Source organism: Chryseobacterium culicis, assembly GCF_900108365.1.
In the GTDB taxonomy this organism is placed as follows: domain Bacteria; phylum Bacteroidota; class Bacteroidia; order Flavobacteriales; family Weeksellaceae; genus Chryseobacterium; species Chryseobacterium culicis.
Genome location: NZ_FNWQ01000004.1, coordinates 75,501 through 101,782 on the forward strand (window position 1 = coordinate 75,501; position 26,282 = coordinate 101,782).

At 38.2% G+C, this 26,282-nt stretch carries 21 protein-coding genes; 10 read left to right on the forward strand and 11 right to left on the reverse strand.

Features of this window, described 5'->3' with window-relative positions; translation table 11 throughout:
- The first annotated feature begins 91 nt into the window (after positions 1-91).
- The 3 genes from BLW74_RS15390 (at position 92) to BLW74_RS15400 (ending at position 2,592) form a co-directional block, all read left to right on the forward strand.
- Positions 92-994, forward strand: a complete 903-nt coding sequence (locus BLW74_RS15390; protein WP_089693711.1) for an ABC transporter ATP-binding protein — start codon at positions 92-94, stop codon at positions 992-994.
- Positions 995-996: 2 nt separating this feature from the next.
- Entirely contained in the window at positions 997-1,842 is an 846-nt protein-coding gene (locus BLW74_RS15395) for an ABC transporter permease (protein WP_089693713.1), read from the forward strand.
- A 120-nt stretch (positions 1,843-1,962) separates the two neighbouring features.
- Positions 1,963-2,592, forward strand: coding sequence for a hypothetical protein (locus tag BLW74_RS15400; protein WP_089693715.1), 630 nt, complete (start codon positions 1,963-1,965; stop codon positions 2,590-2,592).
- A 42-nt stretch (positions 2,593-2,634) separates the two neighbouring features.
- On the opposite strand, the gene msrB is transcribed toward BLW74_RS15400, so the two are convergent.
- The 4 genes from msrB to BLW74_RS15420 form a co-directional block, all read right to left on the reverse strand.
- Positions 2,635-3,732, reverse strand: a complete 1,098-nt coding sequence (gene msrB, locus BLW74_RS15405; RefSeq protein WP_089694154.1) for a peptide-methionine (R)-S-oxide reductase MsrB — start codon at positions 3,730-3,732, stop codon at positions 2,635-2,637.
- 17 nt (positions 3,733-3,749) lie between these two features.
- Positions 3,750-4,193 carry a DUF417 family protein gene (locus tag BLW74_RS15410; RefSeq protein ID WP_089693717.1) on the reverse strand — a complete coding sequence of 148 codons (444 nt, stop codon included), beginning with the start codon at positions 4,191-4,193 and terminating at the stop codon, positions 3,750-3,752.
- 79 nt (positions 4,194-4,272) lie between these two features.
- Entirely contained in the window at positions 4,273-4,542 is a 270-nt protein-coding gene (locus tag BLW74_RS15415) for a hypothetical protein (RefSeq protein WP_089694156.1), read from the reverse strand.
- Between the two features lie 5 nt (positions 4,543-4,547).
- Positions 4,548-5,102, reverse strand: a complete 555-nt coding sequence (locus BLW74_RS15420) for a sigma-70 family RNA polymerase sigma factor (RefSeq protein ID WP_089693719.1) — start codon at positions 5,100-5,102, stop codon at positions 4,548-4,550.
- A gap of 263 nt (positions 5,103-5,365) precedes the next feature.
- Here BLW74_RS15420 and alaS point away from each other — a divergent pair, with 263 nt between their 5' ends.
- The 6 genes from alaS to BLW74_RS15450 all read left to right on the forward strand — a co-directional run bounded on the left by alaS (position 5,366) and on the right by BLW74_RS15450 (position 16,065).
- A complete protein-coding gene (alaS, locus tag BLW74_RS15425; protein ID WP_089693721.1) occupies positions 5,366-7,969 on the forward strand; it encodes an alanine--tRNA ligase in 2,604 nt (867 codons plus the stop codon).
- 330 nt (positions 7,970-8,299) lie between these two features.
- On the forward strand, positions 8,300-9,778 hold the full coding sequence (locus tag BLW74_RS15430) for an alkaline phosphatase PhoX (RefSeq protein ID WP_089693723.1): 1,479 nt from the start codon (positions 8,300-8,302) through the stop codon (positions 9,776-9,778).
- A gap of 65 nt (positions 9,779-9,843) precedes the next feature.
- Positions 9,844-11,658, forward strand: coding sequence for a cytochrome-c peroxidase (locus BLW74_RS15435; RefSeq protein ID WP_089693725.1), 1,815 nt, complete (start codon positions 9,844-9,846; stop codon positions 11,656-11,658).
- A gap of 290 nt (positions 11,659-11,948) precedes the next feature.
- On the forward strand, positions 11,949-14,276 hold the full coding sequence (locus BLW74_RS15440; RefSeq protein ID WP_228424933.1) for a hypothetical protein: 2,328 nt from the start codon (positions 11,949-11,951) through the stop codon (positions 14,274-14,276).
- Positions 14,277-14,350: 74 nt separating this feature from the next.
- On the forward strand, positions 14,351-14,587 hold the full coding sequence (locus BLW74_RS15445; protein ID WP_089693728.1) for a hypothetical protein: 237 nt from the start codon (positions 14,351-14,353) through the stop codon (positions 14,585-14,587).
- A gap of 8 nt (positions 14,588-14,595) precedes the next feature.
- Positions 14,596-16,065 (forward strand): M20/M25/M40 family metallo-hydrolase, encoded by a 1,470-nt coding sequence (locus BLW74_RS15450; protein ID WP_089693731.1) that lies wholly within the window; start codon positions 14,596-14,598, stop codon positions 16,063-16,065.
- A gap of 993 nt (positions 16,066-17,058) precedes the next feature.
- Here BLW74_RS15450 and ilvA read toward each other — a convergent pair.
- The 7 genes from ilvA to folP all read right to left on the reverse strand — a co-directional run bounded on the left by ilvA (position 17,059) and on the right by folP (position 25,413).
- Positions 17,059-18,321: a threonine ammonia-lyase gene (ilvA, locus tag BLW74_RS15455; RefSeq protein ID WP_089693732.1), complete on the reverse strand. Its 1,263-nt coding sequence runs from the start codon at positions 18,319-18,321 to the stop codon at positions 17,059-17,061.
- Between the two features lie 9 nt (positions 18,322-18,330).
- Positions 18,331-19,377 (reverse strand): ketol-acid reductoisomerase, encoded by a 1,047-nt coding sequence (gene ilvC / locus BLW74_RS15460; protein ID WP_089693734.1) that lies wholly within the window; start codon positions 19,375-19,377, stop codon positions 18,331-18,333.
- Positions 19,378-19,421: 44 nt separating this feature from the next.
- Complete coding sequence (locus BLW74_RS15465) at positions 19,422-19,703, reverse strand: ACT domain-containing protein (protein ID WP_089693736.1); 282 nt, start codon at positions 19,701-19,703, stop codon at positions 19,422-19,424.
- 10 nt (positions 19,704-19,713) lie between these two features.
- Positions 19,714-21,438, reverse strand: coding sequence for a biosynthetic-type acetolactate synthase large subunit (gene ilvB / locus BLW74_RS15470; RefSeq protein ID WP_089693738.1), 1,725 nt, complete (start codon positions 21,436-21,438; stop codon positions 19,714-19,716).
- Between the two features lie 5 nt (positions 21,439-21,443).
- Positions 21,444-23,126 carry a dihydroxy-acid dehydratase gene (gene ilvD, locus BLW74_RS15475; protein WP_089693740.1) on the reverse strand — a complete coding sequence of 561 codons (1,683 nt, stop codon included), beginning with the start codon at positions 23,124-23,126 and terminating at the stop codon, positions 21,444-21,446.
- Positions 23,127-23,306: 180 nt separating this feature from the next.
- Positions 23,307-24,179, reverse strand: coding sequence for an aminotransferase class IV (locus BLW74_RS15480; RefSeq protein WP_089693742.1), 873 nt, complete (start codon positions 24,177-24,179; stop codon positions 23,307-23,309).
- A 367-nt stretch (positions 24,180-24,546) separates the two neighbouring features.
- Positions 24,547-25,413 carry a dihydropteroate synthase gene (gene folP / locus BLW74_RS15485; RefSeq protein WP_449506054.1) on the reverse strand — a complete coding sequence of 289 codons (867 nt, stop codon included), beginning with the start codon at positions 25,411-25,413 and terminating at the stop codon, positions 24,547-24,549.
- Between the two features lie 302 nt (positions 25,414-25,715).
- On the opposite strand from folP, the gene BLW74_RS15490 reads away from it, so the two are divergent.
- The gene (locus tag BLW74_RS15490) at positions 25,716-26,282 is read left to right on the forward strand and encodes a DUF1599 domain-containing protein (RefSeq protein ID WP_089693744.1); all 567 of its coding nucleotides are present in this window, start codon (positions 25,716-25,718) and stop codon (positions 26,280-26,282) included.

Here is a 26,282-nt window from a genome sequence, read left to right on the forward strand (position 1 = left end):
TAATGTATTTGTACATAAATTAATATTGATTTATGATAAATCTGTAACATTATCTAATTTATATAGACTACTACTATGTAAAACAAATTACATGGAAAAGATTTTATCAGTAAAAAATTTGACAAAGAAATTCAAAAGAGTTGTAGTCAACAATATTTCTTTTGATGTTGAAAAGGGAAATGTTTACGGCCTACTTGGCCCCAACGGAAGCGGGAAATCCACTACTTTCGGGATGCTGCTATCAACCATCAATCCTACGAGCGGAGACTGGTTCTGGTTTGGTAAAAAAGGAACTGATCCGGACACACTAAAAAAGATCGGAGCCATTATCGAACAGCCCAATTTTTATCCTTATCTGAGTGCAGAAACCAATCTTAAGATTGTTGCGGAAATTAAAAATGCTCCCTATTCAAGAATTGATGAAGTTCTGAAAACGGTTAATCTGTACGAAAGAAGAAAAGATACCTTCAAAACCTTTTCCTTAGGGATGAAACAGCGTCTTGCCATTGCTTCTGCGATGCTGAACAATCCTGAAGTGATGATATTAGATGAGCCAACTAACGGATTAGACCCTGAAGGAATTATTCAGATCAGAGAAATCATCAGCGACATCGCAAGGCAGGGAATCACGATTATCATTGCCAGCCATCTTCTGGATGAAATTGAAAAAATATGCAGCCATGTTATTGTTCTAAAGGAAGGAAATTCCATTTACTGCGGAAGAGTGGATGAAATGACTTCCAACAATGGGTATTTTGAACTGAAAGCGGATAATAACACCTTACTGCTAAATGCTTTGAACGAACTGCAATGGTTCTCATCCATCAATCAGGAAGGAGATCTAATCAAAGCACAGATCCGTGATGACGCATCTATTTCTGCTTCGGCAATGAATCAGAAACTAGCAGAGAAAGGGATTTATCTGTCCCATTTGACCAAGAAAAAAATGTCTCTTGAATCTCAATTCCTTGAACTTGTAAAAAGCACCCATTAATCATGATAAAATTATTAAAACTTGAATACTACAAAAACCTGAACTACAAGCCATTTAAGGTTTTCACCATACTTTATTTTGCCATTCTTATTGCTTTACTTTTTATTGGATTGGTTGACTTTGATGTTTTTGGAGGAACCATTAATTTAAAAGAACAGGGCATTTATAATTTCCCGGAAATCTGGAATTTCACTACATGGATTGTTGCAATTCTGAAGATCTTCCTGGGGCTTATTATTGTTTTTTCTATTTCACAGGAATTCAGCAACCGGATGTTCAAGCAGAATACGATTGATGGACTGAGCAGAAAAGAATTCATCACTTCAAAATTACTCACGATAAGTATTTTCACTATTGTTTCAACCGTAATTGTATTTGGGATTACCATTTTTCTTGGCTATCAATATTCCAACACAAAGGAATCTGCCAAAGTTTTTGCAGAGATTTTCTTCATTGGAAACTATTTTGTTAAGCTGTTCACTTTCTTCTGTTTCCTCATGTTTCTTTCTGTTTTGCTGAGAAAATCTGTTTTTGTATTTCTTGCGCTTTTTGTTTTCTGGATTGGGGAAGGAATTTTAGCGGCTGTTGAAGTATTTTTAAAAGTAAAAGGAATGCAGGGGCCTCAAAGAAATGATGTGCTTCAGAATGACTTTTTCGTCTCGCATCTGTTACCGCTGGAAAGCATGTCCAGCCTTATCCCTAATCCCATGATGAGATTAAATATGGCTAAAATGATGGGCGCAAAATATGAATTCCACTACCCTACAGAAAGTCTTGTTGCCTGTCTGGTGTGGTGCGCCGTTTTTATTTTCGGATCCTACTGGATTCTGAGAAAAAGAGATTGGTAGATGGAAATATTCAGAATTTAAAGATTTAAAAATTAAAATATGTAAAGATTTTTTAAGTGGTTCGTTTTCGGATCACTTTTTTTGGCTTAAAATTTTCATTCAGTAGTATCAAAACCAGCCATGAAAAAAATATACTACTTTCCCGGATTGATCAGTGCTGTGCTGATTCCTGTTTTATTCTGGTATTACGGAAGTCAGAGAGTTCATCCACCATATACCGTAATAGATCTGGGAATTCCAGCTAAAACACGGCCTAACATCCCCTTAGACAACACTTTTGAACCCTATAGAAACTGGAATTACAAAAAAATCACAGTTAAACCCAATACAGCACTTCAAAATCAAAGCTTTTATGTTTCAGAACTTAAAAAACTGCAGAAAAGAAACGAGAAACAATCGGGAATCGAATTTATAATCAATAATGAAAACAACTATCAGGATTTTATTGCTCTGATCGATGCTATGGCACTTTCCAAACAAGAAGCTTACGGCGTTGATCTGGAAAAAACGGGACATTTTTTTGCGGTTTACAGCTATGTCAATCCTAAGGTGCAATATCCTGAATACGAAAATTTATTTTATAATGATACTATAGATTGGGGATCAGCAGACACCGATAGCTATTATGGAAAAATATCAACAGCTTTTACAACGCTTCCAAAAGAGGACTATTTCTTTATATTCGGATTTCTTATATTTCTGAATATCTCCATGCTCAGTATCAAAGAAAGATTTCAGCTGAACTATTAATTCAAAATAAAAAGGCTGCCAAATGGCAGCCTTCCTTTCACATTACTTTTTATCTAACAACGGAAGATATTTTCCGTATCCTTTGCTTTCCATTTCGGCTTTTGGAATAAATTTCAGCGAAGCACTGTTGATACAGTAACGAAGTCCACCTTTATCCTCCGGTCCGTCTGTAAAGACATGTCCTAAATGGGCATCACCGGTTTTACTTCTTACTTCCACTCTTGTCATCCCGTGGGTACGGTCCATTTTTTCATCAATTAATCCTTTCGTAATAGGTTTTGAGAAACTTGGCCATCCACAGCCGGATTCAAATTTATCTGTAGAGACAAACAGCGGCTCTCCTGTTGTGATATCCACATAAATTCCTTCGCGGGTTTCATTCCAGTATTCATTCTGGAAAGGTCTTTCTGTACCGTTTTCCTGGGTAACATTATATTGCTCAGCGGTCAGTTTTTCTTTTAAAACTTTTTTATCCTGTTTCTGATAGGTTGGTTTTGGAAGCGGATTGGCTTTTTTAGCTAATTCAAAAAGCCCCGGTTCAATATGGCAGTATCCGCCAGGATTTTTATCCAAGTAATCCTGATGATAATCCTCCGCTCTGTAGAAGTTTTTCAATGGAATGGTTTCTACTAATAATGGTTTGCTATAATTTTTCGCCAGTTTCTGAACCTCATCTTTTACCAGCGCTTCATCGGTTTTATTGGTGAAATAGATTCCTGTTCTGTATTGGTTTCCTCTGTCATTTCCCTGCTGATCTTTACTGGTAGGATCAATGGTTTTAAAATACAGATCAATCAACAGCTTCAGATCTACCTGTTCAGGGTCATACTGTACTTTAACGGTTTCTGCAAAACCGGTGGTATGGCTTACTACTTCTTCATAAGTAGGATTTTGGGTATTTCCGTTGGCATAGCCCACTTCTGTTCCTACTACCCCGCGAATTTGTTGAAAAAAATGTTCTGTTCCCCAGAAACATCCACCTGCAAAATAAATCTCTCTAACGTTTTTGTTGTCCATAATTTTCTCATTTTCTTTTTTTACTTCCGCTGCATGAGGCTTATTCTTTTTAAAAAGCCCGGATCCCGCAGCAAATACTGCTATACCCAGAATGATTCCGAGTACAATGAATATATTTTTCATTTTTACTTTTTTATTCATTACTTATTATTTTGAACGATCATGAATCCAAATCCTAAAAGCATAAGATCTTTTAAAATAAAAAAATCCGTCACAGGCACTCCGTCTACGATTTTCCAAATTCCCGGCGTTGTAAACAAATAGCTTAATGTCACCAGAAAAGTTATTATCATACCTATCCCTGCATACTTTCTCAGTACAGCAAATTTCGCACTAAATATCAGGAGTAATGCAATGATAATTTCTATCGCTCCGATAAGATTTGACATTGCCTGGACGCTTATAATTTTATATACGAAAAAAGTCAGGAAATGGTTTTCCACCAAAGGTTTTATGGCTTCTGCTTCTGTGGGGGTAAATTTGAAGATACCGATCCACAGCAAAATAAGCGCTGCTCCGAAAAGGGAGATGTAATATCCGGTTCCGGATAATAGATTTTTAGATTTCTGTACTGTTCCGACCATGTTTTTAAGATTTTAATAAATACTTTATTGTTTTCAAAAGTATAGTCGGAGCTATTTGACAATCCTGACAGAAATTTTTCTAGAAATTTAATTTATCAATCATTTTATTTTTAAAGTCCTGAATTTCAGATTCATTTATTTCTGTTTTTTCTTCAGAAAATTTCTTTTTAAACACCTTATCCAGAAGTGCAAGTTTTTCATTGTACATCCTGCACCATTTGCAGATCATAAGATGCATGCTGAGCATCCTGTTTTCCTTGGGAGAAATGGATTGGGCATTCCTTTTTTCCATCAGCAAAGTAGCCTCACTGCATGGTAAAAATAATAGATGTAGTATTCTTCTTATCATTTCATTTATGATTTTGAAAACCAGTTGAACTCCAGACATTCTCTGAGCTGCATACGGCTTCTCTGCAAAATCTTCCAAAGATTAGTCGTAGAAACATTCAATTCCTGACTTACTTCCGGCGCTTTTTTTTCTTCTATATAATACATTTTAAGCAGGATCTTCCATTTAGCAGGCAGTTCCTCAATACATTCTTCCAATGTCTTGTTAAAATCTGCACTGTCTAAAAGCTCATCTTCTTCTCCGGATACATTCCAGTCATTCAAAACGTCATTATGTCTCCATGAACCTGTCTCATCAAAAAAATGGTCAAGTCTGATATTGCTTTCAGCTTTATATTTTTTCCTGTAAAAATCTGCCACTTTTCTGTTGAGAATAGCCATCAGCCAGGTTAGCGCCTGGCTTTTCCCTTCAAAAGAATCATAGGCTGAATAAGCAGCGAGAAAAACTTCCTGAACAACATCCTGTGCATCTTCCTTATTCGAAAGTATGTACAGCGCCCGTTTCAGGAGCGGTCCTGAATATTGTTCTATCCAGCTTTTCAGCTGTTCATCTTTTGTCATAGGAAGTTTTTTTGTCTTAATTCAGATCACAACGAAGGTAGTAAGTTAAACGGAAATTGCAAAATCAGATAGATTATTATTAATTATAACCATCTCAAACCTTACAGGTTTTGAAAACCTATAAGGTTTCATAAAAGAAATTAAAGAATGATCTGCCCTCCACTCCTCATTCAAAACATAGCATAAAATTATTACAAATCGCCTAAAAATCTTAAATTTGCATCTTATCAAAATTTGATATTAAAAAAAGCAAAAGCAATACTATGACATCACAACAGATACGTCAAAAATTTTTAGATTATTTTAAAAGTAAGGAGCACTTGATCGTTCCTTCAGCTCCTATTGTGCTGAAAGACGACCCTACCCTTATGTTTTCCAACTCCGGCATGACGCAGTTCAAGGATTTCTTCCTTGGCTACAAAACACCTACCGCCCCTAGAATTGCAGATACCCAAAAGTGTCTTAGAGTTTCGGGGAAGCACAATGATCTGGATGATGTAGGTAGAGATACTTACCACCACACCATGTTTGAAATGTTAGGAAACTGGTCTTTCGGGGATTACTTCAAAAAAGAGGCTATTGCTTTTGCCTGGGAATTACTGACCGAAGTATACGGAATTCCAAAAGAAAATTTATACGTAACAATTTTTGAAGGGGATGCTTCAGAAAATCTGGACAGAGACCAGGATGCATATGACTTCTGGAAGTCTCATATTTCAGAAGACAGAATCATCAACGGAAATAAAAAAGATAACTTCTGGGAAATGGGTGAAAGCGGACCGTGCGGACCGTGTTCAGAAATACATATTGACCTGAGAACTCCTGAAGAAAAAGCGGCAGTTCCTGGAATTTCCCTCGTGAATCAGGATCACCCACAGGTAGTGGAAGTATGGAATCTGGTTTTCATGGAGTTCAACAGAAAGGCAGATAAGTCTCTAGAAAAGCTTCCAGCTCAGCACGTAGATACGGGAATGGGCTTTGAGCGTCTTTGTATGGCGCTTCAAGGGAAGTCTTCCAACTATGATACCGATGTTTTCACGCCGCTTATTGCTAAAGTTGAGGAACTTTCCGGTAAAAAATACACCGGAATCTTAGAAGATGAAAAAGATATCGCGATCCGTGTTGTGGTAGACCACATCAGAGCGGTTTCTTTTGCTATTGCAGACGGACAGTTACCATCAAACGGAGGTGCCGGTTATGTAATCAGAAGAATTTTAAGAAGAGGAATTTCTTATTCTTACCGATTCCTGGATATGAAAGAACCTTTCCTTTATAAACTGGTGGGTGTTCTGCAGGAGCAAATGGGAGCTTTCTTCCCAGAGCTTGAAAAACAGGGAAAACTGGTAGCTGAAGTGATCAAAAGTGAAGAAGATTCATTCTTAAAAACAATTGAAAACGGTCTGATCAGAGTAGAAAAGCTAATCCAGCAGACTATGGCAGATCATAAGAAAGTATTACCAAGTGAAGAAGTTTTCGAGTTGTATGATACTTATGGTTTCCCTGATGATTTAACAAGAATTATTGCTGAAGAAAAAGGATTAACGATTGATGAAGCTGGTTTCAAGGCTGAAATGGAGAAACAGAAACTTCGTTCAAAGGCAGATTCTGCTCAGAAAGTATATGACTGGGTTACTTTAGAAGAAAGAGATGAAAACTTTGTAGGATACGACCAGATTGAATCTGAAACCTATATTACAAGATACAGAAAAGTAGAAAATAAAGACGGAGAATTCTATCAGGTGGTATTAAGCAGCTCTCCTTTCTACCCTGAAGGAGGTGGACAGGTTGGTGACAAAGGGGTTCTTGAAAATGCTGTAGAAAGCTTCGAAGTACTGGAAACTAAAAAAGAAAACGGATTGATTATTTCATTGATCAACGGCCTTCCAAAAGATGCAGGCGCTGTTTTCTATGCTAAAGTAAATGCTTCCGAGAGAAAAAATTCCCAGGCTAACCACTCTGTAACTCACCTTCTGCATGAGGCTTTAAGAGATGTTTTAGGAACTCACGTAGAACAGAAAGGTTCTTATGTAGGTCCGGATTATCTTCGTTTCGACTTTTCTCATTTCAACAAAATGACAGAGGAAGAACTGGCATTAATTGAAGAAAAAGTAAATAAAAAGATCAAAGAAAGTATTGCTTTACAGGAATTCAGAAATATTCCAATCCAGGAAGCTCTGGAAAAAGGAGCGATGGCTTTGTTTGGTGAAAAATATGGTGACAGTGTAAGAATGATCCAGTTCGGAAGTTCAAAAGAACTTTGCGGAGGAACTCACGTAAAAAATACCAGCGAAATCGGTCATTTCAAGATCACTTCTGAAGGTTCTGCTGCTGCAGGAATCAGAAGAATTGAGGCTATTTCAGGAGACAAATCTGAGGAGTATTTCAACAATCTTGAAAAGCAGATCACTGAACTTTCTCAACTACTCAAGTCTAAAGATGTGGTAAGATCTATCGAAAAGCTTATCGAAGAAAATACATCATTGAAGGCTGAAGTAGACGCTCTTAAAAAGGAAAAGGCAAAAGGAGAAATCGGAGAATGGAAGACGGCTTATGAGCAGAAAGGCAACAAGCAGCTTCTTGTAAAGAAAACCTCTCTGGATGCAGGTTCTGTGAAAGATATTGTATTCCAGCTGAAGAGAGAAATTCCAACTTCGGTAACGATTATTCTTTCTGATGCGGACGGAAAACCAATGATTACCGTTGGAGTTTCTGATGATCTTGCTGCAGAATATCAGGCCGGAGCTATCGTAAAAGATCTCGCTAAAGAAATCCAAGGCGGTGGTGGTGGAAATCCAGGCTTTGCAACAGCAGGTGGTAAAAACCTTGAAGGTTTAGAAAACGCTTACCAAAAAGCTTTGACTCTCTAAAATAGAAACATCTATTATAAATTTTAGCCCCGGCTGTCTCGATTACGAGACAGCCGGGGCTTGTTTTTGCTGTATGTCATAGTTTTTTTAACGCAAAGTCTTCCTTTATAATACCTCATATTAAAAAGAGCAAAGAAAGGAATCAACTTTTGCGTTTAATCCTTATTGCGAACGTTTTCATCAAAGTCGCTTTATTTATATCCGTTCTAATTATTGACTTTATCTTAACAAATCATCACATAATCTTAAACTATTTGTTTTGTCCTCGTAAAACTTAGTTAACAATAGACCTTTAGTTTTGCCATAATCGAAATTCAAAAAAATATAATTATGAAAATTAACCAGACTATTGGAGCTCTGTTCCTTGCAGCCCTTGTTTTTCAGGGTTGTAATGATGACAATAACGGGGATTCCAATACCCCTGTCAATGACAAAATCAAGATTGAGAATTTTTCTAAAGAATCGGCTTTCGTTTTTGGAATGCCAGGTTTTGAAAATTTAAATATTACGACCCTTATTTCCAGTTCAGATGTTCTTCCGGGATCGCCCGATTTCGTTTTCGGGGGTCAGCCGGACGGAATGGGGATTATGAAAGATCCTAACTCAGACGGGTATCTGATGATCACCAACCACGAGATCAAACAATCGGTATCCAGAGTGTATTTAGATAAAACTTTTAAGCCTGTAAAAGGAGAATATATCTTAAACGGAACCGGAGGAATGACAAGACTGTGTTCTGCAACTTTGGCTACTCCGGAAATCCATGGCTTCAGTGCATTTCTTACTGCCGGAGAATCAGGGGAAGAAAGTATGGTTCATGCTCTTAATCCGCTGGCGCCAGCCTCTCAGGCATCCGATAAAACGAGAGTAAAGCCAGCTTTAGGAAAGGCTTCTATGGAAAACGCTGTTCCGCTTCCTAAAGATGTTTCTAACGGAAAATCTTATATCATTATTGGCGAAGACCAGTCTTATTCTTCTTCCCACCAGTCTGCGGGACAGCTGATCATGTACGTAGCCGATACACAGGGAGATCTTGATAACGGTAAGTTATATTCTTTAAAAAGAACCAACAACAATTATACTGAAACGGATATGACGAAAGGAAGCAGCTACGATGTAGAATTCGTAGAAATTCCGAACGCTAAAAATCTTACAGGAGCTCAGATCAACCAAAAAAATATTGATAATAACGCCATCCGCTTTTCAAGAGTGGAAGATGTAGATTACAGAAAAGGTTCAGGAAAAGGAAGAGAAATCTACTTTACCGCTACCGGAGAATCTTCTGACGGTGTGAATCCAAAAGCCGGATTAACAATGTGGGGAAGAGTATACAAACTTGTTCTGAACGCCAATAATATGCTGACAGGAAAACTGGAAGTGGTAGCTGAAGGAGATTCTAATCCAGGAAACAATCTTATCAACCCTGATAACTTATGTGTAACTGAAAACTACGTATACATTCAGGAAGACGGTGATTCCTATTATAAAAATGCCAAGCATGATTCTTACATCTGGCAGCTGAATATTGCCACAAAACAGTACAAACCATGGTTAAACATGAAACATAACAGAAATGATTCTGCATGGCAGACGGCTTACAACCAATCCGGAGATCTTCAGAAATTCGGTTCATGGGAATTCGGGGCAATGGTTGATATCTCAGACATCATTGGAATTCCTAATACATTTGCTGTGAATATTCATTCTCACACATGGCAGCTTGATAAATTCAAAAACCCTGACGGTTCCGGCATCAACACCAATAAAGAAGGTGGGCAGACCGTCATTATCAGAAACGTAGAAAAATAGTTTTAATTCCTTCATATCAAATTAAAGTATCAATAGAAAATATCTGTTGATACTTTTTCATACCTATGAATAAGCTTTCAAAATACCCGATACTCCTTTTCCTGTACTGTGCAGCAGCGCTTTTCACACTCTACTACTGTAAAAACGATAAACAGCAGCCCGTGTACGAAGATCTTGGTTCTGTAAAAAACAGAATTATCAAAACCAATACTGATTTTGAAAAAAAAATCCATGAACTGAAAACACTGGTTTCTAAAAATACTGATGAAAAACTACTTCAGAAAAAATTTCAGGACATCAGAAAAACCTATAAAAAAATGGAATGGGCTGTAGAATATTTCCTGCCCCACTCCGCAAGGTTGATCAACGGGCCGGCGCTTCCCGAAATAGAAATGGATGAGCATACAGAAATAGAGCCCGAAGGACTTCAGGTCTTAGAAGAAATGCTCTACCCTTACGATAAAGATAATAAAGAGGAAGTGATCAGAATGCTCAGTAAACTTATCAATAAAAGTAACACCATAAAAACTAATTTTCAGGTTATCACCATCAGTAAAGATCAGGTTTTTGATGCCTTGAGGCAGGAAGCTTTCAGAATTTCCAGCCTGGGAATTTCAGGTTTTGACACTCCGGTTTCGGGAACCTTTTTGCAGGAAATGCCTTTTTCCCTGGAAGGAATAAAAGAAACTCTGCAACAAATCTCCACTCGCCGGTCAAAAGATAAAGCTTTAAAAAATATTGTTGCAGAAATCAATTCTGCCACTGAAGTTCTGAAGAAAAACACAGACAAAAATACATTTGATTACGTCAATTTTATTCCGGATCATCTGAATAAGATCACGGCAATGATGCTGGATTTTAAGAAACAGGAAAAGATTCCGGATGTAGACGTAACGACTGCCTTACACAAAAATGCAGCAACTTTTTTCAGTAAAAATGCTTTTAATCCCAACGCCTTCACTCCCGGAAAAGAATATTCATATTCGGAAGAAAAGGCAGCATTAGGACATCAGCTTTTTAATGACAATCTTCTATCTGACAACAATAACCGAAGCTGTGCAACCTGTCATATTCCCGAAAAAGCTTTTACGGACGGACTTGCCAAAGCCATATCTCTTAAAAATTCTGAACTGGCAAGAAATACACCTTCACTCAACTATGCAGGTTATCAGCACGGTCAGTTTTGGGATATGAGAAAAGACGATCTGGAGGGGCAAAGCTCAGATGTCATTTCCAATAAAGAAGAAATGCATGGTGACCTGAATGTGATTCTTAACAAAATCAATCAGGATAAAAATTATCAGGCTGCATTCAAAAAAATTTATCATTCTCAAAAAACTGAGGTGTGGCAGCTGCAAAATGTACTGGCAAGCTATATCCGTTCTCTTGCAAAATTCAATTCAGGTTTTGACGAATATATGAGGGGAAATAAAGCGGCAATGACGGAAAGTCAAAAGCGCGGTTTTAATCTTTTTGTCGGGAAAGCGCAGTGTGCAATCTGCCACTTCATTCCTCTGTTCAACGGTACCGTTCCTCCTGATTTCAAAAAAACTGAGCAGGAAATATTGGGTGTGGCTACAAACGCAGATAACAAAATGTTTGACCATGATCCGGGAAGAGGAAAGTTTCATGAAACGGTTGCTTCGTTACAGCACTCCTTCAAAACTCCTACTCTCCGAAACATTCACAAAACCGCACCATATATGCACAATGGAGGATACAAAACATTGAAGGAAGTGATGAATTTCTACAACAAAGGCGGAGGAAAAGCTTTTGGATTTAAAGTAGAAAACCAGACCCTTTCTGACGCGCCTTTACAGCTTACCGATAAGGAAACAGATGATATTATTGATTTTATGAAAGCCCTGAATGATCAGTAATTCATTTTAAAACAAAAATTAAAACTCCTGAAAATAATTTATCCGGGAGTTTTTTTATTGGAAATTTACCGGAAAAACAGAAAGACTATCTAAGTGAATTGCCTATCGGTTTTTATGGACAGAACATCCATGAAAATATTAGATTAAATCAATGTTATACTGTGTTAAAAACTTTTTTACAACAATAAATATTATTAATTTTGACCTAGTTTTTTTACATGAAAAGGGTATTACTGTTATTATTTTTTCTGCTCAGTTTTTTGGGGTATTCACAATTAAAAATTAAAGTTGTGGATGACGCCAGTCAAAAACCTGTTTTCAACGCGAAAATATCATGCGGCAATGCAATTATTGGTTATACGGATCAGCAGGGTATTCTTGAATTCGAAACCGGCTGCAAAGACATTGATATTGATGCCGATTCTTACCAGAAAGAAAACATTAATGTGGAAAGCAGTATGGAAGTTTCCCTGATCAGAAAATCCTCAAAAACTACCGATATTGAAACGGTAGTGATTGAAGATAAAAGTGATCCAAGAGCTCTGGAAATTCTGAGAAAAGTAAATAAACTCTTCAAAGAAAACTCACCGAAAAGCTTAGGGTCATATTCTTATAAATCTTACGAAAAAATATCTCTGGATATTGATGAAGACAGCCTTTCCCAGTTTAATCAGTATTTCAATGATCTTAATATCTTCAAGAAAAAAAGAGAAAAAGACTCGCTGAATAACATTAACGCCAGAAAAATATTTTCAAAAAGCAAACTTTTTCTTTGGGAGAGAGCGCAAGAATTTTTATACTCCAAAAAATATGGGGAAAAGATCAATATTCTGGACAACAGAATCTCCGGCCTGAAGCAGCCTATCTATGAGATGATCGCTCTTCAGCAGAGTAACAGGGATGTTGTGCCGGAACAGATAAAACCGGAAAACAGAGGACTGTACAGATTCTTCCTTTCAGACACTGTCACCCTTGACGGGAGAAAAAACTTCGTTATCCGTTTCCGTGAAGTGAATTATAAAAAACCGGACAGAAAAAGAAAGTACAACGGTGCCATTTATATAGATACCGAAACTTACGGACTCAAAAAAATTGAGAATTTCAGTAAAAATAAAAATGACGGAATTATCACCAGTACCTGGGTATTTTATCATAACAAATGGTTCCTTGCCCACGAAAAAGCCAAGCTTAAAATGGGTAAAATGGCTATGGATGATAAAGCCCATCCAGACGATAAGAAAGACAAAAGAAGCTTTGGCACTTATGCTTTTCTGACCTCAAAATATTTTGATTTTGAAGCTCCTATTGAAGAAAACGCAAAAGATTTCAAGGGCTATACTTTCTCCGTAAAAAATATTGACGGCCATTCTCTGGATCAGTACAGAACAGATCCTCTTACCGAAAGGGAACAAAATACCTATAAAACCATCGACAGTTTAGGTAAAAAATATAAAATTGATACCAAAGCCCAGATTTTATCGGGATTACTGAACGGACAGATCCGGGTAGGTTCTGTAGATTTTGCAGTAGATGAAATTGTCAATTATAACTCCTACGAAGGGTTCAGATTAGGTCTAAAAGCCAAGCTCAATGAAAACTTCAACCCTTATTTTTCACCGGACTACTATTTTGCGTATGGGGTAAAAGACAGAAAATGGAAGTACGGAATGGGGCTGGATATGAAGACCACCCTGGAGAAAAACTCATTTTTCAGATTTGAGGTGTATGATGATGTGACGGCCTCAGGAGAATTCAACCGAAAGCTCTGGAATTTCAAGATGAGAATGATGAATTTCGGGAATAATTTAAATAATGACCGGTACTTTCACTTCAGAGGAATGTCATTATCTTACCTGAACGATGTTACCAACGGACTTACCGTTGCCCTTGCCGTAAGAAGAAATACGGAAGAGGCTGAGTTCGATTATCAGTTCAGAGACCGGGGAACATCCTACCGAAATTTTAATACGCTTTTCACCCTAAAATATTCTCCTAATTCCACGAACATTATGACGCCGCAGGGGAAATCTCTGATTGATCAGAAATACCCTGAGCTCTATTTTAATTACGAGCAGAGTTACAAAATATTGCAGGGAGACTTTAATTATTCACGTTTTGATGCCCTTTTTGTTCATAATTTTAAAACCCCTATCGGGACTACAGGCTTCCGTCTGTATGGAGGTCTTGTTCTGGGCGGAGCTCCTATCTGGAAGAACTTTACGATGAACGGGCTGGCCTCTCCGGGCAAAGACTTTAATTTTAACCTTACTTCTTACCTTGGTTTTGCAACGCTGGAAGGAGGAAAATACTATAATGACAGATTCGTAGCATACTACTTTACACACAAACTTCCATGGTATTTAAAGAGTTTCGGACACAATATTTCCAGCTTTGATTTTGTTCTGAGAGGAACCATCGGAGATATGAAACATCCTGAATACCACCAGTTTAAATTCAGAAAGCTGGACCATCTTTATCAGGAAGTGGGTGTGGAATGGAATAATTTTCTTTCGAGCTATTTCAATCTTGGACTGTTCTACAGAGTAGGCTATTACGCAACACCACATTTCAAAGAAAATTTTGCCATCCAGTTTAAGCTTAAGTTTCTTGAGTTTTAATACTCCGGGAAGTACAAAATCTTTATTTTTGAATCAGAATTCAGAAATATTCAACGATAATATATAAAAAGAACATGCAGAAAATCGAAATCAAAGCAGAACAGTTTTTTGAATTATTAAAATTAAAAGACACTCCGATGTGGGAGATTTTCTCACAGATGATTGATGGAAATGAAAAGGAAATTATCTTTTTAGACCAGGAAGACAAAATTCTTTTTACTTATATTTTACCTTCTACACAGGAAAAACTGGAGGAGGACAGAAAAGAGTTTTCAAAACAGTTTTCAGAAAAATTAGCTCACTTTAACTAAGCGTTCTTATGAATAAAAATTATGTTTTTTCTCTGATTGGACTCTTCTTATTTGCCTTTTCAGGGGCTCAGAATTATAAAAAACCTTTGGTTTCTGCCATCAAGGAAGCAGATCTCCGTACCGATATGTATCAGCTTGCTGCAGATCAGTTTTGGGGACGTGAAGCCGGAACGCTGGATGAATTGAAAGTTTCCATGTGGCTGGCCGACAAAGCCAAAGAAGCAGGAATGAAACCCGCGGGAGACAACGGAACTTTTTTCCAGTTTTTTGATATGTACAGACATCAGGTCATTCCTCAAAGCAGCCTAAAAATTGGTGATACCAGCCTTAAGCTATGGAAAGATTTTCTGGTTGCGGAACCTGTAAATGCCGCTGTAGATGCTGAAATAGTATATGCCGGAAATGCAGAACCCGAAGACCTTGCCAAACTGAATATCAAAGGAAAAGTTCTTGCTGTAAATGCTTCTGACAAAAATATTTCAAAGGATATGACGCTTTTTGTAAGAAGATATCCGGGATTTGTAAGAAATAAATATTACAATAAAGCGGCTGAACTGGGGGCGAAAGCTCTTATTTTCATTACCGATGACATCTCTGAGCAAAGCTGGGTAGAAGTGCTGCCGCAAATGACAAGAGGAAGCTACGGTGTGGAAGGATTAAGAGAGAAAATTACCAATAATATTCCTGTTTTATGGATCAAAAGAGAGAATGCGGGCTGGGTAAAAAACAATCCCAAAGCTTCCCTGAACCTGATCACTGAAACATACAAATATCCATCCGTTAATATTATCGGGAAAATAGAAGGTACAGACCCTGTTCTTAAAAACGAATATGTTTTGCTGAGCGGGCATCAGGATCATGACGGTATCAGACATCCGGTAAAGAATGACACCATCTACAACGGTGCTGATGACAATGCAAGTACCTGTGTTGCCATGCTGGCAATGGCCAGAGCTTATAAAAAACAGCCGGGAAAAAGAAGTATTTTATTTGTTTTTCATGGAGCTGAAGAAAGAGGATTACTGGGTTCAAGATGGCATGCTGCCCACCCTGTTGTTCCTAAAGAAAACATTGTGGCTGTTCTGAACGGTGATATGATCGGGAGAAATGACAACAATGAAGCCGCTTTATTAGGAGGAAACGCTCCTCATAAAAATTCTGAAGAGCTTGTAAAAATGGCTGAAGATGCGAATAACGAAAGTACAAAATTCAAATACCTGAAAGATTGGGATTCTCCAAGCCATGCAGAGTATTTCTACTTCAGAAGTGATCATCTTCCGTATGCTAAAATCGGAATTCCTGCGGTATTCTTCACCAGTGTGCTGCATGACCAGTATCATACACCGCAGGATGAATCTGAAAACATCAATTATAAAAAGCTGTACAAAATGACTGAATGGATGTACAGAACATCCTGGAAAGTAGCCAACGAAACTGAACGTCCGAAAGTAATTTCGAATTTTTCGCTTGAAAGATAGTTATATGGGAAAAGAATTGAACCATTAAGATCAATTCAGGGTTTAAGGAAATTTAAGATTCAAATTAATTTGAGTGAAGCAGCTTGCTTACTCAATATCGGACGATATTATTCTTCACTATTCTTAAAAACTTAATCATCCTTAATGGTTCAAAAAATATTTTTAATTAATCATATTTCTTTTGTCTTGAAACAAAAGAATCAAAAATTCAAGACTTAGAAACTTCCGCTAAAAATGAAATCTGTTCTCTAAAAACTCTAAACTCGTGCGGAAACACTCTATGTTTAGAATCACCTATTGACCCGCACTCAAACAGTAGAGTTTTTTTAACGTTCACAGAATTCATTTTCTTAACGCTTCAGTTTCTTATGTCGTTTTATATTATTGAAAACAATTTGGAACCGTAAGAAGAGTTGAGGATTTAAGACAAGTTAAGAAGCATTCTGCCTAATCAATATCGGACGATATTATTCTTCACTGTTCTTAAAAACTTAATCATCCTTAATGGTTCAAAAAATATTTTTACTTAATCATATTTCTTTTGTCTTGAAACAAAAGAATCAAAAATTCAAGACTTAGAAACTTCCGCTAAAAATGAAATCTGTTCTCTAAAAACTCTAAACTCGTGCGGAAACACTCTATGTTTAGAATCAAATATTGTCCCGCACTCAAACAGTAGAGTTTTTTTAACGTTCACAGAATTCATTTTCTTAACGCTTCAGTTTCTTATGTCGTTTGATTTATCAAAAAAACAAAAAAGCTTCACAGATTGTGAAGCTTTTCTCGTCATTGTGTTTTTAGAATCTGTCTTTAAATGCGAAATAATTTACTTTTGGATATGATTATGTGATTGGGAACCGTTAAGATCAATTCAGGATTTAAGGAAAGTGAAGATTCAACTCAGTTGAATGAAGCAGTTTGCTTAATCAATATCGGAAGATATCCTCCTTAACTATTTCTTAAAAACTTAATCATCTTACTGGTTTAAAAATTTTAAATAAGTAAATTCATCAGTGAAGGATCATTGTTCAGGTAGTTGACAAAAAAATCGTATTGTTTCATTTTATCAATTAACGGAGTGAAATCTTTGTTTTGCTTCAGGGCAATTCCTACGACTGCAATTCCTTTTTCTTTCGAATTTTTTTGGGTGTATTCAAAGTAGGTAATATCATCATCAGGACCTAAAACATCCATTACAAAAGCTTTCAAAGCCCCCGGACGCTGTGGAAATCTAACCAGGAAATAATGCTTTAATCCGGCATGAAGCAATGCCTTTTCCTTGATCTCTTCCATACGGGTAATGTCATTATTGCTCCCGCTAATGATACACACTACGTTTTTCCCCTTTATCTCATCTCCGTACTTTTCCAATGCAGCTACAGAAAGGGCTCCTGCCGGTTCTACTACAATGGCATCTTTATTATAAAGAGACAGTATGGTCTCGCATACAAGACCTTCATCTACCGTTGCCATATCATAAAGTATATTTTTACAACGGTCAAAAGTAAGATCTCCCACTTGCTGTACCGCTGCTCCATCTACGAAACGGCTTATCTTTTCCAGAAGAACGGGTTTCCCTTTTTCAAGGGCTTTTTTCATGCTTGCTGCTGCAGAAGGTTCTACACCGATAATCTTTGTCTGCGGAGACAAATGCTGAAATACAGTACAAACTCCTGCTGCCAGCCCCCCGCCGCCTATCGGAACAAAAAGATAATCAACCATTCCTTCTGCCTGCTCCAGAATCTCCAGTGCTGTGGTAGCCTGCCCTTCAATAATCGCCGGATCATCAAAAGGATGAATGAATACGCTGTTATGGTCTTTGCAAAACCTCAGCGCTGCATCTTTTGCCGCATCAAAAGTGTCTCCGAAAAGAATAACTTCTATGTATTCACCTCCGAACATTTTCACCTGTTCCAGCTTTTGTCCCGGGGTTGGTAAAGGCATAAAAATAGTACCTTTCACCTTCATTGTCTGACATGCAAAAGCAACGCCCTGTGCATGATTTCCGGCGCTGGCACAAACAACACCTTTTGATAGTTCTTCTTCAGACATCGTTGCCATCTTGTTATAGGCTCCTCTTATTTTATAGGATCTAACCCTTTGAAGGTCTTCTCTTTTAAAACAGATATTTGCATCGTAAATAGCTGAAAGATTATTATTGACAGCTAAAGGTGTTTTTACCACTACATTTTTTAATCGTTCCTCCGCTTTATAGACATGCTCTAAAACGGAGGAACTTACTCCCTCTTTCATCATCTGTACGGATTAATTGTTTTCGGGTCTCAGGCTTCGTACCGTCTTACCCGCTTTCCACATTTCGCTTTCTCTCAGTTCAGTAAGTTCAGCTTCTAATTTTTCACGATAATCCGGTTTGCTGTTACTGTCAATTGAGCGTTGGGCTTCATTTCCCTTCGCTACGTTGTCATACAATTCTTCAAACAAAGGCGAAGTAGCATCTCTGAAACGTTTCCACCAGTCTAAAGCTCCCCTCTGAGCGGTTGTGCTGCAGTTGGCATACATCCAGTCCATTCCGTTTTCTGCCACTAAAGGCATTAACGACTGTGTCAGCTCTTCTACGGTTTCATTAAAAGCTTCGGAAGGGCTGTGGCCATTTTTTCTCAATACATCATACTGAGCGGCAAATATTCCCTGCACGGCTCCCATCAATGTTCCACGCTCTCCGGCAAGATCGCTGTATACTTCTTTTTTAAAATCAGTTTCAAAAAGATACCCGCTTCCAATTGCGATACCTAATGCGGTTACTCTTTCTCTGGCTTTTCCGGTAGCATCCTGATATACGGCAAAACTGCTGTTCAGACCTCTGTCCTGCAAAAACATTCTTCTCAATGAAGTTCCAGAACCTTTGGGTGCCACTAAAAACACATCTACATCAGCTGGAGGAACAATTCCTGTACGTTCGCTGAACGTGATTCCAAAACCGTGAGAAAAATATAACGCTTTCCCCGGGGTAAGATGCTGTTTTACTTTTGGCCAATATTCGATCTGTGCGGCATCACTCAAAAGATAGCAGATGATTGTTCCTTTTTCTAATGCTTCTTCAATTTCAAATAAAGTTTCTCCCGGTACAAATCCGTCTGCTACTGCTTTATCCCATGATTTGGAGTTTTTTCTCTGTCCTACAATCACATTGATTCCGTTATCTTTCTGGTTCAAAGCCTGACCGGGTCCCTGTACTCCATATCCAATTACTGCTACCACTTCGTTTTTTAATACTTGCTGAGCTTTTTCCAACGGAAATTCTTCTCTTGTAACTACGTTCTCCTCTACTCCTCCAAAATTCAATTTTGCCATTTTTGTTGATTTTATTTATTGTTGATTGTGATTTAATTGATATGTTAACTTGCATATTCTACTGCACTCAGGTATGGATTTCTGTGATAATGTACTTCGAGAACGTCTACCTGCTTTTCCATTTGTCTGCTGATCTTCTGAACAGAATCTTCCGTTTCTCTGATTACAATGACAAACTTTTTTACTTTTTCTATTTCTGAGGGACCTACATTAAAAGTTACCATAGAAACTCTTCTTCTCGAAAATATAGCATTGATGCGGCTGATCAATCCTAAATAATCTTCTGTGTACGCCGTAATGGTGTATTCTTTATGATCTGTTTTCATCTATTTATTTTTAAACTTTATTATTTAATACAATTTCCGAAACACTTTTTCCCTGGGGAATCATCGGAAATACGTTGTGTTCTTTTCCTGTCATCACTTCAAGGAGGAAAGATCCTTTGTGATCAAGCATTTCACGGAGTGCCCATTTAAGGTCTTCCCTGTCAGATACTTTCTTTCCTGAAATGCTGTATCCCTTTGCTACCTGAACAAAATCAGGACTTTGGATATCTACTGAAGAATATCTTTCTTCATGAAACAGTTCCTGCCACTGTCTTACCATTCCCAGATAGCAATTATTCAGTATTAAAATCTTGACCTCGGGGTGGTACTGCATAATGGTTCCCAGCTCCTGAATATTCATCTGCGCTCCGCCATCACCCATCACCGCAATAACAGGACGGTTGGTCTCTGCATACGATGCTCCTATGGCAGCGGGAAGACAGAATCCCATTGTTCCGAGTCCACCGCTGGTAACATTGGTTCTGGAATGTTTGAAATGAGAGTATCGGCATGTTGCCATCTGGTGCTGTCCCACATCGGTTACAATCACCGCCTCACCTTTTGTCAATTCATTGAGGTAACGGATCACTTCTCCCATTGTAATTTCTCCTTCTTCCGGGTAAAGCTCTGTATGGATCAGATTGATACTTTCAATTTCATGACATTTTTTAAACCTTTCATGCCAGTTATGATGTTCTCTTTTTGTAATTCTTTCTGTAATAAGAGGAAGTGTTTGTTTGCAGTTTCCCAGAACCGGAACATCCACTTTTACATTTTTATTAATCTCTGCGTTATCAATATCTAGATGAATAATTCTGGCTTGTTTTGCGTATTGATCCAGCCTTCCGGTCACACGGTCATCGAATCTCATTCCGACAGCGATTAAAACATCACATTCGTTGGTTAAGATATTCGGGCCATAATTTCCGTGCATTCCTACCATTCCCACAGCTTGTGGGTGGTTAGTAGGGATAGCACTCATTCCTAAAACCGTCCATGCTACCGGAATCCCTGATTTTTCTGCAAACTGTAAAAATTCTTTTTCAGCTTTTCCCAGCATAATCCCCTGTCCTGCAATAATGAATGGTTTTTCTGCATTATTGATAAGCGCTGCAGCCTTTTCAATATTTTGCATACTGGGATCCGGATTCGGTTTATAACTTCTCAATGAATGACATTTTGAATACCCTTTGTAAGCAACAGACTGCAATTGAGCATTTTTGGTCACATCAATCAGTACCGGACCGGGCCTTCCAGATTTTGCGATATAGAAAGCTTTTGCCAATACTTCCGGAAGCTCATTGGCATCGGTCACCTGATAATTCCATTTGGTAACGGGGCTGGTGACGTTCATTACATCAATTTCCTGAAAGGCATCGGTTCCCAGAAGGTGTTCAAAAACCTGCCCTGTAATGCAAACCAAAGGAGTATTGTCCAATAGCGCATCTGCAAGCCCTGTCACAAGATTGGTCGCTCCGGGTCCGCTGGTAGCAAGAACAACCCCAACTTCTCCTGAGACTCTTGCCAGCCCCTGTGCGGCATGTACCGCTGCCTGCTCATGGCGAACGAGGATATGTTTCAGGTTCTCTTTATAGTCGTAAAGGGCATCATAAATAGGGATAATAGCACCTCCCGGATATCCGAAAACGGTTTTCACTCCTTCCTGAAGAAAAGCTTCAAGAATGATCCGGCTTCCGCTCAGTTGTATTTCTGTTGATATATTCAGGTTTTCCATATTTTTTATTGAGTGATTTCGTCTGTTACACAGCCTTCTGCCGCTGATGATACTGTAAGTGCATATTTATAAAGCAATCCTTTCTGTACTTTAAGAGGCGGTTTTTGCCATCCTTTCTTTCTTCTTTCTATTTCTTCTTCTGAAACTTTGAGCTGTATGGTGTTGTTTACAGCGTCAATTTCAATCAGGTCATCATTGTTTACAAAAGCGATAAGACCCCCTTCATGGGCTTCCGGTGTGATGTGTCCTACTACAAAGCCATGGGTTCCTCCGCTGAATCTTCCGTCTGTAATCAGGGCTACACTGCTTCCCAGGCCTGCTCCAATCAGTGCGCTGGTAGGTTTCAGCATTTCCGGCATTCCGGGAGCTCCTTTCGGTCCTTCATGACGGATGACAATGACATCGCCATGCTGTACGGTTCCATCCTGAATTCCTCTGATCAGATTTTTTTCGCCGTCAAATACACGGGCTTTTCCCACAAAACGTTCACCTTCTTTTCCTGTGATCTTGGCTACACTTCCTTTTTCGGCAAGATTTCCGTATAATATTCTCAGATGTCCAGTCTCTTTTACAGGTTCTGCTAATGGTTTAATAATTTTTTGAGTATTAAAATCCAGATCGGGGACATTTTCTAAATTCTCAGCTAATGTTTTTCCTGTTACCGTTAGACAATCGCCGTGTAATAATCCCTGGTTTAAAAGGTATTTCATTACAGATGGTATTCCTCCGTGTTCATAAAGGTCCTGCATCAGGTATTTTCCGCTGGGTTTCAGGTCTGCAAGTACCGGCGTTTTATCACTCATCATCTGGAAATCATCCTGAGTAAGCGGCACTCCTACGCTTTTTGCCATGGCTATAAAATGTAAAACCGCATTGGTACTTCCTCCGAGAATAACAATCATACGAAGTGCGTTCTCGAAAGCTTTGCGGGTCATAATATCCGAAGGTTTAATATCTTTTTCCAGTAATACTTTCAGGTATTTTCCTGCTTCAAGGCATTCTTCCTGTTTTTCTTTGCTTAATGCCGGATTGGAAGAGGAGTACGGAAGGCTCATTCCTAAAGCCTCTATAGCGGAAGCCATTGTATTGGCCGTATACATTCCGCCGCATGCACCTGCTCCTGGGCAGGAATTTTTTACCACACCATCAAAATCTTCTTCAGTAATTTCTCCTGCAATCTTTTTACCTAATGCTTCAAAGGCCGAAACGATATTAAGCTGTTCTCCTTTGTAGCAGCCGGGAGCAATGGTTCCTCCGTACACCATGATGGACGGCCTGTTGAGTCTTCCCATGGCGATGATGGTTCCAGGCATATTTTTGTCGCAGCCGGGTAAAGCAATCAGACCATCATAGTACTGTGCTCCACAAATGGCTTCTATACTGTCTGCAATCACATCACGGCTTACCAGAGAATAGCGCATTCCATCTGTTCCGTTGCTCATTCCGTCACTTACTCCAATGGTGTTAAAGATCAATCCGGCTAATCCATGATTCCATGTTCCTTTTTTTACCACCTGAGCCAGATCATTCAAATGCATATTGCAGGTGTTTCCGTCATAACCCATACTGGCAATTCCGACCTGAGCCTTGTGCATATCTTCTTCTGTAAATCCTATCCCGTACAACATCGCTTTGGCTGCGGGCTGTTCACTGTTCTGCGTGAATGTTTTTGAATATTTATTTAACATATTTTTCCTGCATTTTCTGTTCTTTTCCTCGTCTTAAAATGAAGTTCTTTACTAAATTCCGATCCAAAACTACATTTTGTAATATTCTTTTTATTTCCGGTTTTTCTAAAAACTACAATATTCAACTGTTCATGAAATACATGTATTTATTTAGTTATCAAATATTTAAATCTTAAAAATTTACAATGACAGAACTCTTACCAATTTCAAATAGGCCTGCTGTACTCTTCCGCTAGCGGTCTCTTCCCAGTTTCCTGTAAATGGAACATCATCAAGAGAATCCAGGGCAACAATTTCGGCTGCTGTACCACAAAAAAAACCCGCATCTGCTCCACGCATTTCTTCCGGTTTAAAAAAGGTTTCTTTCACTGGAATATCAAGCTTTTCGCAGATTTCAAAAACGGTCTGCCTTGTGATTCCCGGCAGAATACTACCTTTCGCCGGCGTATATAAACCCCCATCTTTTTCATAAAAAACATTGGCACCTGAACTTTCGGCTACATTTCCGTTTTCATCCAGAACCAGTGCCTCATCATACCCTTTATCTTTGGCATCCTGGCAGGCTAAGATGGAGTTTACATAATGCCCTCCTACCTTGGCTTCAACTTTAAAGGCTTTAGGATTAGGGCGTTGAAAAGGAGAAGTCATAATTTTCATTTTATCTGCCAGATATCCGTTATTCCATTCCCAGGCAAGAAGTGACAGGTAAGATTTTTGTCCTTTTGAAAGTGACATATTGGGTGAACACGTAACCAGCGGACGGATATAAGCATCTGTGAAACCGTTACGTTCCAGAAGTTCATAGGTGAGATCTGTAAGCTGCTCTACAGAATAATCAAAGGGAATGTGCATGAGTTCTGCTGATCTTTTCAGCCTCTCATAGTGTTCTTTTGCTTTGAAGACCTTGGTTCCCTGATCTGTGCTGTAGGATTTAATTCCTTCAAAAACAGAGTATCCATAGTGAAGTGATTGCCCATAAAGATCGGTTCCGGCATCTTTCGCTTTCATAAATTTTCCGTCAAAGTAGATGGTCGTGTCGTCGTTGTAATACATGTTATAAGGTTTAAAAAAAAATTAAATGGGAATAAAAAAAGCCCTCTCACGTTGTGAGAGGGCTCAATATATGTACGGTCATACACTTTCCTTCTCACAAACGCAAGGGAATAATAATGACGATAATAATTACTGATAATAACTGATACATACTTTTTACTATAAAAATTAAAACAAAAAAAAACGTTTCATCATGTGAAACGGTTTCATATATAATTTAAATTTAAATCTATTTAAAATGCCGTTTCCTTACTGTTGCTAATGACAACAGCAATAATAGAAATGACAATACTATTTTTCTGATTCGTAAAATTCATATTGCAAATGTATAAACTTTTTAATTACTCACAAGTTTTTTTAACACTTTTTATTTTTTTCGTAAAAACCGGGTTACAGTTTCCTTTGCTGCAGCTGCATCATGAACCCTTAAAATCTTTGCGCCCTGCTCCAATACTTCCCAATGAAGCTTCTGTGTTTCTTCATTGATGTCCAGCGGTGATTTGCCAAGTGGTTTGTAAATAAATGACTTCCTGGAAATCCCTATCAAAAGTGGAAATTTTCCGAATCCAAGGTATTCAACTTCGTGGATCATTTTCATCTGGTCATCAACTGTTTTTCCGAAACCAAAACCGGGATCAAGAATGATATCTTTCACTCCTTTTTCTAACAGTTCTTTCGTTTTTTCAGAAAAATACCGGTTCACTTCCAGCGTAATATCTTCGAATTTTATTTTATCATGCATGGTTTGATAGGAAGGATTCACATGCATTAAAATGTAAGGAAGCTTTGTTTCCGCAGCCGTATCAAACATTTTGGGATCATACTGACCTCCTGAAATATCATTAATCAGATCTATCCCTTCACTGAATCCGAATTGTACTGTTTCTGCATAAAAAGTATCCAGAGAAATCAGGGCCGCCGGAAATTCTTTTTTGATCAGGGAAATGAGATTTCCGATTCGTTTTATTTCTTCTTCAGCGGTCAAAAATTCTGCATTGGGACGTGTAGATTGGGGACCGATATCCAATATTTCTGCTCCGTCCTTCAGTAATTTTTCGGCATGTTTCAGTGCAGATTTTTCAGTATTGAATTTCCCGCCATCAGAGAATGAATCTGGTGTCATATTGAGGATTCCCATAATTTTCGGGGTATCCAGCTGTACTAAACGACCATTGCAGTTGATTGAATGAGCTGGAGGGTTTGAGTTTGGAAGAGTCTGAGGGTTAGAGAGCATGGGTTTATAATTGATGAATGATTCCGGCTATCCTGCAAAATTAGTGATTTATGAGTTTTTAATGAGAAATAGATTCTGGAAATTATGAATTATAAGTTATGAATTAGAATCCTAAACTTTTAAAGACTCCCACCCTAAATCCCGAATCTCGTTCCCACAAACCCTAAAAATTATTACACATTAACTCTCAACCCTAAAACCCTCAGACTCTTCCACCCTCAAACCTTCAGACTCACAAACTCAGCTCATCAAACTCAAAAATCTGAAACCGAATTCGTATATTTGGAAGATTAAGAAAATTTATGCTAAAAACATCAGTACAGTTCGGGAAAGTTATCAGTCAGTGCCGTGATCTTTTCGGTAAAAAATTACAGGATTATGGTGCAGCATGGAGGGTTTTACGGCCAAGCTCCATTACGGATCAGATTTATATTAAAGTGAACAGAATCCGTACGCTGCAAATGACTGATACAAAGATGGTGGATGAGAGTGAGGAAGATGAATTTATCGCCATTGTAAACTATTCTATCATTGGACTTATTCAGCTGGAGAAAGGGCTTTCCAATGATTTCAATGAAAATAAGGAAGAAATTTTAGGTCTGTATGATCAATATGCCAATGAAGCGAAAGCTTTAATGGAGAGAAAAAACCATGATTACGGTGAGGCATGGAGAGATATGAGAATTTCTTCGATTACTGACCTGATTTATCAGAAAGTTTTAAGAACTAAACAGATTGAGGACAACCAGGGAAAAACGATCGTTTCGGAAGGGCTTGATGCCAATTATTTCGATATGCTGAATTACGCGGTTTTTTGTTTGATCAAGTTCTCAGAAAAAGAAAATCAATTCGAACCCAAAAATATTTAA